Source organism: Streptomyces sp. NPDC056222 (assembly GCF_042264065.1).
Classification (GTDB): Bacteria; Actinomycetota; Actinomycetes; order Streptomycetales; family Streptomycetaceae; genus Streptomyces.
Genome location: NZ_JBHJTL010000089.1, coordinates 22,126 through 31,099 on the forward strand (window position 1 = coordinate 22,126; position 8,974 = coordinate 31,099).

The 8,974-nt window shown below is 69.4% G+C and carries 13 protein-coding genes and 1 pseudogene; 7 read left to right on the forward strand and 7 right to left on the reverse strand.

The annotated features are described in order from the left end of the window. Positions 1-307 precede the first annotated feature (307 nt). Both ACFC0D_RS30550 and ACFC0D_RS30555 read right to left on the reverse strand, forming a co-directional pair. Entirely contained in the window at positions 308-622 is a 315-nt protein-coding gene (locus tag ACFC0D_RS30550) for a 4a-hydroxytetrahydrobiopterin dehydratase (protein ID WP_376442842.1), read from the reverse strand. 2 nt (positions 623-624) lie between these two features. Beyond that, complete coding sequence (locus tag ACFC0D_RS30555) at positions 625-1,869, reverse strand: Twin-arginine translocation pathway signal (protein WP_376442845.1); 1,245 nt, start codon at positions 1,867-1,869, stop codon at positions 625-627. Positions 1,870-2,207: 338 nt separating this feature from the next. Here ACFC0D_RS30555 and ACFC0D_RS30560 point away from each other — a divergent pair, with 338 nt between their 5' ends. The 3 genes from ACFC0D_RS30560 to ACFC0D_RS30570 all read left to right on the forward strand — a co-directional run bounded on the left by ACFC0D_RS30560 (position 2,208) and on the right by ACFC0D_RS30570 (position 3,428). Then, positions 2,208-2,507, forward strand: a complete 300-nt coding sequence (locus tag ACFC0D_RS30560; protein WP_376442848.1) for a hypothetical protein — start codon at positions 2,208-2,210, stop codon at positions 2,505-2,507. A 255-nt stretch (positions 2,508-2,762) separates the two neighbouring features. Further along, a complete protein-coding gene (locus ACFC0D_RS30565) occupies positions 2,763-3,194 on the forward strand; it encodes a glycine-rich domain-containing protein (RefSeq protein ID WP_376442850.1) in 432 nt (143 codons plus the stop codon). A 30-nt stretch (positions 3,195-3,224) separates the two neighbouring features. Beyond that, positions 3,225-3,428, forward strand: coding sequence for a hypothetical protein (locus ACFC0D_RS30570; RefSeq protein WP_376442853.1), 204 nt, complete (start codon positions 3,225-3,227; stop codon positions 3,426-3,428). Positions 3,429-3,946: 518 nt separating this feature from the next. On the opposite strand, the gene ACFC0D_RS30575 is transcribed toward ACFC0D_RS30570, so the two are convergent. The 4 genes and pseudogenes from ACFC0D_RS30575 to ACFC0D_RS30590 form a co-directional block, all read right to left on the reverse strand. Continuing rightward, positions 3,947-4,357, reverse strand: a complete 411-nt coding sequence (locus ACFC0D_RS30575; protein ID WP_376442856.1) for a DUF6415 family natural product biosynthesis protein — start codon at positions 4,355-4,357, stop codon at positions 3,947-3,949. Positions 4,358-4,368: 11 nt separating this feature from the next. Further along, positions 4,369-4,560, reverse strand: coding sequence for a hypothetical protein (locus tag ACFC0D_RS30580; RefSeq protein WP_376442859.1), 192 nt, complete (start codon positions 4,558-4,560; stop codon positions 4,369-4,371). Positions 4,561-4,656: 96 nt separating this feature from the next. Further along, positions 4,657-4,776: pseudogene (locus ACFC0D_RS30585) on the reverse strand (transcriptional regulator); the annotation flags it as partial. A 475-nt stretch (positions 4,777-5,251) separates the two neighbouring features. Further along, positions 5,252-5,593 carry a hypothetical protein gene (locus ACFC0D_RS30590; protein ID WP_376442862.1) on the reverse strand — a complete coding sequence of 114 codons (342 nt, stop codon included), beginning with the start codon at positions 5,591-5,593 and terminating at the stop codon, positions 5,252-5,254. A 317-nt stretch (positions 5,594-5,910) separates the two neighbouring features. Between ACFC0D_RS30590 and ACFC0D_RS30595 the strand changes: the two genes are divergently transcribed. Then, positions 5,911-6,171: a helicase associated domain-containing protein gene (locus ACFC0D_RS30595; RefSeq protein ID WP_376442865.1), complete on the forward strand. Its 261-nt coding sequence runs from the start codon at positions 5,911-5,913 to the stop codon at positions 6,169-6,171. Between the two features lie 130 nt (positions 6,172-6,301). After that, entirely contained in the window at positions 6,302-7,036 is a 735-nt protein-coding gene (locus ACFC0D_RS30600) for a hypothetical protein (RefSeq protein ID WP_376442868.1), read from the forward strand. Between the two features lie 182 nt (positions 7,037-7,218). Here the strand turns inward: ACFC0D_RS30600 and ACFC0D_RS30605 are convergent, their stop codons facing one another. Next, on the reverse strand, positions 7,219-7,590 hold the full coding sequence (locus ACFC0D_RS30605) for a hypothetical protein (RefSeq protein ID WP_376442871.1): 372 nt from the start codon (positions 7,588-7,590) through the stop codon (positions 7,219-7,221). Positions 7,591-7,728: 138 nt separating this feature from the next. Between ACFC0D_RS30605 and ACFC0D_RS30610 the strand changes: the two genes are divergently transcribed. Beyond that, a complete protein-coding gene (locus ACFC0D_RS30610; protein ID WP_376442873.1) occupies positions 7,729-8,076 on the forward strand; it encodes a hypothetical protein in 348 nt (115 codons plus the stop codon). A 93-nt stretch (positions 8,077-8,169) separates the two neighbouring features. Further along, positions 8,170-8,511 (forward strand): hypothetical protein, encoded by a 342-nt coding sequence (locus tag ACFC0D_RS30615; protein WP_376442876.1) that lies wholly within the window; start codon positions 8,170-8,172, stop codon positions 8,509-8,511. Positions 8,512-8,974: the final 463 nt, after the last annotated feature.

Genomic DNA, 8,974 nt, shown 5'->3' on the forward strand with positions numbered 1-8,974 from the left:
CCCGCGGATCGTGCGCCACTTCCCTTCGAGTACGCGGCCTTCGGCTGCGATGGTCCAGCCTCCGTAGCCAGCGGTCTGCCCACCCGGCCCGCAAACACGCGTCCCGCTAGCACTCGTGGTGCGGTTCCTACTGGCAAGACTCTGGCGTGCGGCTGAAGCCTCCATAGCGAGAACTAACATGCGGCAGCCCGCGCATATGATCGTCCGGCCGGATCGTGGATCCGGCTCATGCGCAGCGCCTGAACGATACAACGCCCCCTGTTCTGGCCTTCGGGCCGGGCAGGGGGCGCCTTCGCTATGTCTGGGGTCAGTCGAGCGGGAGCGCCTGATGCGCAGCGACGATCGCGTCGATCCGGCGCGCGAGGTCGAAGTCCGCCTCGGTCAGCCGATAGCCGGCGTCGTGGGTCGTGATCGTCGCCCGCAGGTGATCCATGCGCAGGTCGATATCCGCATGGTGCTGGACCCGGCGGGACCGGTCCGCAATCGTCACGATCGCAGCCACGGCCGCGTGGTAGCGGATCGGATAGGTGCGGGTGATCTCGTCGCCCTTGCGCTCCCACCCCGGCAGGGCGGCGAGCCGTTCCGTGATCTCCTCGTCAGACAACGGCGCAGGCACACCCATCGTCAGCTCCCCTCGGTCACAGGCGCGAGGACCTCGGCGAGGTCCCGCCCGACCGGGGCATCCTGCCACGGCCGCATGGCCCGCTCCAGGGTGATCAGCTCTCGGCGCATCCGCGCGGACCGCGTCTCCACCGCGATCTCCGCCACGGCGCGCGCGATCTCCAACGCCTGCTCCGGCTCCCGCGCGGCCGCGGCCGCCGTGGCGTGCCGCGCCATGTACACCCCACGGTCCCGGCGCGCGGTCGACGGCACGATGTCGAGGACCTGCGACCACAGGGCGCCGGCCTCGACCCCGAGACCAAGCCGGCCGTAGCAGGTGGCTCGCTGTACTTCGAGGTAGCCGGGTGTGCGTCGGCAGGCGTTGCCCCAGGGGAGGTCGTCGTCGACGCGGCCGAGGAGCCCGTCGGCGGTGTCGATGAGCTGGTCGACGGCGGTGCGGTCGCCGATGAGGCTGGCACCGTGGGCCTGCTGCTGCAGCGACATGACGCGGACCTTGGGAGCGAGGCGGTCGGCGTCGTCCAGGGCGGCCTCGCACAGGTCGATGACCGCCCATCCGTCGCCGAGGTCGGTCCGCACCTGTGCCTGGTTCACGAGGCTGTACCCGATGAGGTGCGCATCGCGGGACCGCATCGCGATCTCCTGCGTGACGCCGCGCCAGAAGCTCGCGGCCTCTAGGTCGCCGGCGTCCTGGTAGAGCCAGCCGACGAGGGCGGCGTAGGCCGCTCCGACGCGCAGCAGTCCGCGGCGTACCTCGCCCTTCGCGGAGCGGACGAGCTTGTCGATGAGCTGGTACTGGGCGGACACGGTGCCGATGAGGTCGTGTGGGCCGAGGAACATGTCGGCGCGGTAGTGGCCTTCCAGCTGCTGCTGGAAGTAGTCGATGAGGGCGGGGTCGACGTGCTGCGTCGCGGTCGGTCCGGGGACGAGCGCGGCGGCGGTGACGGTGGCGAATGTGCGGCGCCTCATGTCGGCCTCTTCGTGGTGCTCCGGTCGGATCCAGCCCGGTGGTGGGGTGAATCCCAGGTCTTCGGGCCACCGGCCGAGCGCGTCGTGGATGACGATCGCGGTCTCCTCCTGCGGCCAGCCCGGGCGTTCGCCTTCCCAGCGACGCCAGGTGCGCGGGGACACGTTGAAGTGCGCGTCGTCGAGGAGCTGCTGACCGTGGGCAGTGAGCCCGGCGGCGGCTCGTTCCACCGTCCGCCAGCCAGTGCGGAGCCGTGCGGCTCGCAGGGCGTCGTTGCGGTTCATGCCGCCAGTGTGGAGTGTCATCGCGGGCGCTTTCGGCCGTGGCCGCGACGTGGCCGTGCGTGGCCACTCGTTGGCCTATCTGCTCGTTGCCGTGCCCGACCATCATCGACGTGCAGGCGAGGGGCGTACAGCAGTTGAGGCAGATCCCCCTCCAACGACGGACGGATGGTGGGACGGCAATGCGTGAACAAGTCCAGCACGACAGAGCGGCCGGGACCGCGCCGCTTGACTTCGCCGCCGCCCTTCGCGCGGCCTGTGACGCCGTCGAGGAGGCCGCAGAAGACGCTGCGGAACACGCCGCCACTACCGCCTTCGGCATTCCATACACCCAAGGGGCCGTGGCCATCGCGTCCGCGACCGACCGGCTGCTGACCCGCGTCGAGGGCCTGGTCGCCGGCGTCGAACTCATCCCCGTGTGCCGCCGTGGCGCCCGCGCCCTCGGCACTCTCGCGAGGTGGGAGACGCTCAAGGCCAAGGGCCCGGCGCCCGACCCGCTCGGCAACTGGTCGCATATGCGCGAGCTCGCCCACGTCGCCCGCGACCTCGTCCGTGTCCTGCGCGAACACCGCGAGGCCGAGCAGCCCGGCGCATTCGTCGGCCGCCCGGGCCTCCCGCCGCTCGCCCCGGACACGCGGTGAAGAACTGGCACCGGCAGACGATCTACTGCCTGATCGTCCTCGGTGCTCTCGCCGCGATCGTGATCGGCACCACCCACTGACTCCCGCCCCTCACGAGGCGGGCCCCATGCACCATCGGAAATCCACCAGGAGGAACGCATGGCCTGCTCCAACGGACCGACGCCCGTCCCGCCGCCCTGCTCGGCCAATCCCGAGGGGCCCCGCTCGCCCAACGTTGCCCGAGCCTTACTGAGTGACGCGGCCTTCAATGACGTGATGCATACGGTCCTCGACAACAACCCCGGCATGGAACCTTCAATGGCCGGGCGGCTCGTCGTCGAGGCCCTGAAGTTCGTGCACGCCGCCAGCCTGTTCCCGACGGTGCGGATCGCGCCCACCCGCGAGGTGGATGAGGGGTGGCACGCGCTCATCCTCCACACGCACCTGTACGCGACCCTGTGCAGCCGTCTCGGCCGGACCGTCCACCACTACCCCGAGCGGCCCAACGAGTCCCGCCACGACCCCGACGTCCTCACCCGCACGATCGCCCTGATCGAGCAGGCCGGGTACACCCCGGACGCCGAGCTGTGGGTGGGGCCGAAGAAGTCTCTGGTCACGGTCGCTGCGAACTGCTCGCACACGCCGATGCCCGGCGGCTGTGGCCCGATCCGTCCCGGCAACTGCGCAACCACTGGCGGCGGGGACTAGGCTCGGCGGCCCGTCGACGGAAGGACAGCCATGGACGCGCGCGACGTCTCGGAACTGCATGACTCGATGCGCCGGTACGGGATCCCCGGGGGCCTCGAACCGGTGAACCCCGAGTGCCCGGCGGGCTCCTGGCGGGTCGTCGACGACGCTGGCCGGGACATCACCGACGAGACCCTCGCCGCTGTGGCTGCTGCCGCGCGTCGCCGGCCTGCCCGCGGGTTCGTCACTGCATAGCCGTTCGAAGACTGCCCCGGTCGGACCGTCCCCCCGGCCGGGGCACTTCATTTGGCGGGGTTGTGACATGCCCAAACGCGCCACGCCAACCGTTCGGGACCTGGCCTACGCTCCGAGTGGCTACCGCACGAGTTGGGCGAGCGGTACGCCAATCGCGTCACTGGCGGCGTCCATGGCACCCACGCTTGCAAGTCCACCACCCAATCTGGATCAACAAGCACGTGAAAGGACCGGACGACAAGCCGCTGCTGGTACGCGAGAAGGTCATCACCTGGCGTCGTTAGCAGAAATTGGAGTCGTAAGCTGCCGTACCGCTACGTGCACCCCTGCTCGCGGCCGCCGACCCCAGGGCACGGACACCTCTCCCCTCGGCTATCGCGAGGAAAGAGGTGTCGGCGTCCGCGAGAGACTTGCCCATCAGGGCTGACCTGGGAAAACGGGCGATGTCCGATTTGGGGGGCTCTCACCTCCGGTCACACCTGCGGTCCCCCGCTGGAAGCAACCGTCCAGACAACGGTTCAGCCCCCTCCCGGTGCAACCCTCTCCGGGGCGGGGGCGGCCTCCAGCCGGTCCAGGCGTTCGTAGAGGGCGCGGACCAGGCGGGCGCGGTTCTGGACGCAGTGCACGGTGCCTTCCAGCGTCGCGGAGAGCCGGCCTTCCGCCTCGCGCAGGACGATGTCGGCGAGTGCCCGGGGTCCGCTGTTCTTCGGCAGCTGGTTCGCGCGGCGTCGGACGTCGGAGGCGACGGCGCGGGCGTGGCTGGTGAGCTGGAGGCCGATCTGCTCGTGGTCGCGTACGGCGAACGTTTCCTCGCCGGTCCACGCGAGGACGGCTTTGACGAGGCTCTCGTACGGTTCGCGGTCGAGCGGGAGCTCCGCCTCGATCAGGCCGTCGGGGTCGTACGGGACCGTGTGGCTGCTGGTGTGCATGGCGGGCCTCGCTACTGGGGGGTCTTCGCGCGGGTGTTCTCGCCGTCGGCCTGGTCGTCCTGGTCCTCGCCGTGCTGGCCGAGGAACCGGGCGAAGCCCCGGTCCGCGCGGGCCAGCAGGGCCGGGGAGGGAGCGCCGTAGGCGGGCGGCTGGAGGCCGCGGCCCTCCATGGCCGGGGCGGTGCTGTGGTTGCGTGCGCGCATGGCGGCCCGCCTCTCCCGCTGAGGGTCCGTCGGTGGCGTCGACGCTACGGAGGGCAAGGTCCCGGACTCAACGAGCTTGCGGAAAATTGCGCAGGACTATCCGAGGGCGTCGATCGCGGCCTCGATGCGGGCGCGGGCGGCGTCGCCGGCCGCGGCGATCTGCGCCAGGCCCACAAACGCCTTGGCGTAGTCGGCGAGCTCGCGGGGCTGGCGAACGCTGTGAGCCACATGTCGCCCGGATCGCTCTGCCCGAGGCCGGCCGGGTTCTCCTGATTGATTCGTCTCGTGCCTCCGGTGTACGGCCAGTGCTGAGGCGTCGGCCGGCTCCGCGCTGTCGCCTCCAGACGGTGACGCGACGACCTCGGGGACCATCCCGCCGTGCGGTACGGGTACTGGGCAAGCCGTGCTGCGGGGCTTGCCCACCGGACCCGTGACCGATGCCCGGTCGACGGGCATGACCGATCTGTCTCCTGTGATCGGTCAAACAGCACGTCAGCGCAGTGACCGACCCGTGCAACTCCCGACCGGACCGGTCACCGGCCATCGGTCGGCCACGGCCTCGCCGAGAAGACCCGGGCGGACCGTGACCGACGTCGCTGTACCCAGCGCGAAGCCGGACAGGGCGGGCAAGCCGCTGTCCGGGACGGCTTGCCCAGGCGCCCCTTGGGCTTGCCCAGCACGTGCGGGCCGGTCAGCGGCCGACCGCTTCGGGGTAGCGAGCGCGTCGCCGGCCCCGGTCGTCGACGCCGATCTCGTACCAGGGCTCGCCCCGCTGGAGCCGCGGCAGGGTGTTCACCCACACCGCGATGGTGATGCCCTGCGGCGGTGAGCGCCTGGCGGCGGTTGTCGAGCAGATGCTCCGCCATGCCCGCCAGGACGACATGCAGCCACGGGAAGGTCTTGGACTGGGTGTAGCGGTGGCGCTGCCAGAACGGGTAGTACCGCCGATCGTGCCGCGGGCTCCCTCCCAGACGCGATGCCCTGCGTAGCGCTCGTAGTCCCAGACCTCCTTGGCGAGGCGGGCCTGGGACATGCTGCCGTTGTCGAGCTCGAAGAGGCGGACCCCTCGCTCGTCTTGGTCGGCACGGCGAGGACAGCGTCGGTGTTGAAGCTCAGGCCAGTCGCCTTGATGGCGTGGTTCACCTCCACCTGCCAGTCGGTCAGGTACTCCCGGCCGCCGAGGACCGTGTCGGTGTACGCGAGGATCGTGTCGGGTGCCGCGGGGAAGAACACCGCGGGCGCGTCGCTGATCCCGTACGACTTCAGCACGTTGCGTCCGATGGGCGTGAGCTCGTCGAGCACGGCCCGCAGCAGATGCACGGCGTCGGCGGCGTCCCGCACACTCCGGAGATGAAGCAGGCAGCGAAGCCGTCCACGACGCCCGTGAGCGCCTTCGAGCGGGGCGTAGCGGCCCTCGCCCAGTACAAAGCCCGCACTGGCACCCTGACCGTCCCCAGGGGACACGTAGAAACGATCCTGATCGACGGCCAGGAACACACGGTCAAGCTGGGTGTATTCCTGAGCAACGGCAAGAGCAGGCGAGCGAAGCTCACGGCGCACGAACTCACCACACTCGCCACCCTCGGACTGGACTGGGCGGCAGCGGGATAACGGAAGTTCGACCCTCAGCGTTGCCAAGAAGTTAATATCGCCTGAGCCGCGACGGGGGGGCATTGTGGCAGGCGCATCCGATGATCATTCCACTGCCATGCTGTTGGCACGGCTCGGGGGAATCGCATCCGTGCTGTCGATCCTGGCCTGGCTGGGCGTGAGCAACGCGGCGGAGCTGAAGGACCTGTTGGCCGGCTCGCCCTCGTCCAGTTCCAGTCCAGCCCCGCACTCGCCTCCGCCAACCGTCCACCCCCCCGATATCCATGGCACCAGTGGGGGAAGTACCGGCGAGGACACCGGTGGGGGGAGCAGTGGCGAGTCCGCCCCCGCGGCGTCGACACCCGCTCCGGATCCCACCGAAGAGGCGTTCAAAGCCATCTCGGCCGGCGACTGCCTGGCGGTCTACGACACGGGCCGCGGGGGCACCACCAGTATCGACTGGAGCACCGATGTCCCGCCGGACCCCGTGTCGTGCGCCAGCGAGCAGGCGCTGGTCAAAGTGACCGCCACCGACACGGCCTGCCCCACCAACTACGGGAAGTCGTACTGGAGCTACCAGTCCGCCACCACCGGCAACACCACCAGGCTCTGCCTCAGCCGCATCTACCACGCCACCTACTGCATGCTCGGCCAGCAGTCCGGCGACTCGATCTCCCTCGGCATGATGACGGCCGTGGCCTGCCGACGCGAGCCGGTGCCCGCCCCGTACAACCAGATCATGCACATCACAGGTGTCTACCGCGCCCCGGCAGGCGCAAACGCGAACAACTGTCTCCGGGCGGCAGGCGACCAGACACGCTACTGGGCCTGGCTTGCGGACGACGGCGCCACGCTGCTGTGCACCACGATCTACCAGGGCGGCTGACCACCGACTCAGTCTCTCCCACGCCCACCCAAGTGCGCCCGCGAGACATCCAGTTCACGCTGGTCCGTCCCGGCGACCGAGTCGACCTCTGCACCAGGTGACAGCGGGGTAGGGCACGGCCACATGCGATTGATGGTGGTGGTCAGGTGGGGCCAGGGGTGGGCCATAGGCAGGTGCCCTGGCTATTGGTCGTGGGCCTCCCTGGTGGGGCGGTTGGGGTGGCGGTGGACGGCGTGTTCTACCTGTTCGATCTCGCTTGTGCCGTAGGCGGTGCGGATGCCTGAGATGGTCAGTCCGCTGGCCTGGGCCAGGGATTCCAGGCGGTAGGGGCGGGTGCCGTGGAACTCCCGGCCGTAGGCGAGGAGGAGGCGGATCTCGGCATCGGCTGCGGCTTTGCGGGCCCGGGCATCCTCGAGGGCCAGGAGCAGGGGGTCGGTGTCGAGGCCTTCGCTTGCGGCATCGAGGTTCTCCGCTTCCTCGGTACGGAGGCGTTCTGTCTGCTCGCAGGCGTCGAAGTACAGGTCGGGCGGGGTGACCGAGCCCGGGGCCGGCAAGGGGAAGCGGATCGCCGCGGTTCACTGATCACATTCATGTTGCGATCACCGCAAAGCATTGCGTTGATCGCAATCATCAAATCGTCGTCGCTTAGGCGGCGTTAGGGCACGGTTGGATCAGGAGCGGGAGGCGACATCATGACCAGTGGCCATGCCGGCGCGTTCGGCAGCGACTGGCCGGCCGTGGGCTTGTGGGCCCCTGATGCCCGGCACCGTCCACGAAAGGCGGCCTCGATCGTGGTGGAGCGGGCCCGCTCGGCGCTCGGGTCAGGTCTCCTCGGCGTAGACTTCCTGGGCGGCACCGCCGTACTGCCCAACGGTCATGCCTGGGGCCTCGACGACGATTCCTGGCAGTTCCTCTGCCAGTTCGCCGACCGCGGCAAGGACGCGGAGGACCCCTTCTTCCTCAACTTCGGCTACGGCAGCGGATTCGTCTTCATCAGCTCCGACCACCGCGAAGGTCGCTTCCTGGCCGACTGCATCTGACCGGTCCAGCACGGTCAGTGGACGGAGAGCGGGACTGAGTACGACTGGTTGCTCTCTTCGGTAGGTGTCAGAGCTATGGGGAATGATCGGGCCATGCTGCAAGCAAGAGACGAGCACGGTCGTCAGGTGAGGAATCCGGGACCCACGGCCTTGAGCCGGATGGTGGCGAACCTCGGCCGGGGGAACGCCTTCGTGATCGTCGAGCGAGTCGACGATGATGCGGCCGGCGATTGGTATGTGCAGGCGTGGCTCAGGGATGACAACACCTACCAGCTGGAGTTCCGTGACGGGACGGCCGCGGAGCACTACCAGACCCGGACAATCTCCCAGGAGAAGGTGATCGCCGCCCTGAGCAGCTGGGCCAAGGGGCGCCCGGACTGGAAGGACGCCTTCATGTGGAACAACATCAGTGCCGCGTTCAAGAACGCCGACTGACCCTGGGGCCGACAAGGTCAGTGACGAGCATTCGCTCAGGTGCGACGCAGTGCGTGAGCATCCACGTCTTCCCCCCAGGTGAGCATCCAAAGACCGGGCGCCTGCTCTGAGTCTCGAACTGGGCGTGCCAGGAGCGCTCTGCGGCGAGGAGGACGGGTCCGCCTGCGGCGTCAGGCCGTGCCGGGTGGTGAACTGGTCCGCGGTCATGTCGAGCAGGACATCGTCGCGCTCGAGCCAGACGTGGGCCAGCGTGTGGGTGTCCTCCCAGCGGATGCCCGTACACAACTGCCAGCGGCCCAGGTTCATGTGCCGCAGGTGGGCGGCCAGGGCGAGCGAGGAGAGGAGGCACGCTCCGTCCGGGAAACGCGGAACCTGTTCGGGGCGCGTGCCTGCTGCGAGGGTGGCGCGGGCGCGAGCTGCTTCAACCCGCACACGCTCCAGGTCGAACGGTGTCGACGGTCAG

Coding starts and splice junctions, on each gene's coding strand:
- ACFC0D_RS30550 (WP_376442842.1), bottom strand. CDS start 622: ATGGGTGTGCCTGCGCCGTTGTCTGACGAGGAGATCACGGAACGGCTC.
- ACFC0D_RS30555 (WP_376442845.1), bottom strand. CDS start 1,869: ATGAACCGCAACGACGCCCTGCGAGCCGCACGGCTCCGCACTGGCTGG.
- ACFC0D_RS30565 (WP_376442850.1), top strand. CDS start 2,763: ATGCATACGGTCCTCGACAACAACCCCGGCATGGAACCTTCAATGGCC.
- ACFC0D_RS30570 (WP_376442853.1), top strand. CDS start 3,225: ATGGACGCGCGCGACGTCTCGGAACTGCATGACTCGATGCGCCGGTAC.
- ACFC0D_RS30575 (WP_376442856.1), bottom strand. CDS start 4,357: ATGCACACCAGCAGCCACACGGTCCCGTACGACCCCGACGGCCTGATC.
- ACFC0D_RS30580 (WP_376442859.1), bottom strand. CDS start 4,560: ATGCGCGCACGCAACCACAGCACCGCCCCGGCCATGGAGGGCCGCGGC.
- ACFC0D_RS30590 (WP_376442862.1), bottom strand. CDS start 5,593: ATGTCCCAGGCCCGCCTCGCCAAGGAGGTCTGGGACTACGAGCGCTAC.
- ACFC0D_RS30595 (WP_376442865.1), top strand. CDS start 5,911: ATGAAGCAGGCAGCGAAGCCGTCCACGACGCCCGTGAGCGCCTTCGAG.
- ACFC0D_RS30610 (WP_376442873.1), top strand. CDS start 7,729: ATGACCAGTGGCCATGCCGGCGCGTTCGGCAGCGACTGGCCGGCCGTG.
- ACFC0D_RS30615 (WP_376442876.1), top strand. CDS start 8,170: ATGCTGCAAGCAAGAGACGAGCACGGTCGTCAGGTGAGGAATCCGGGA.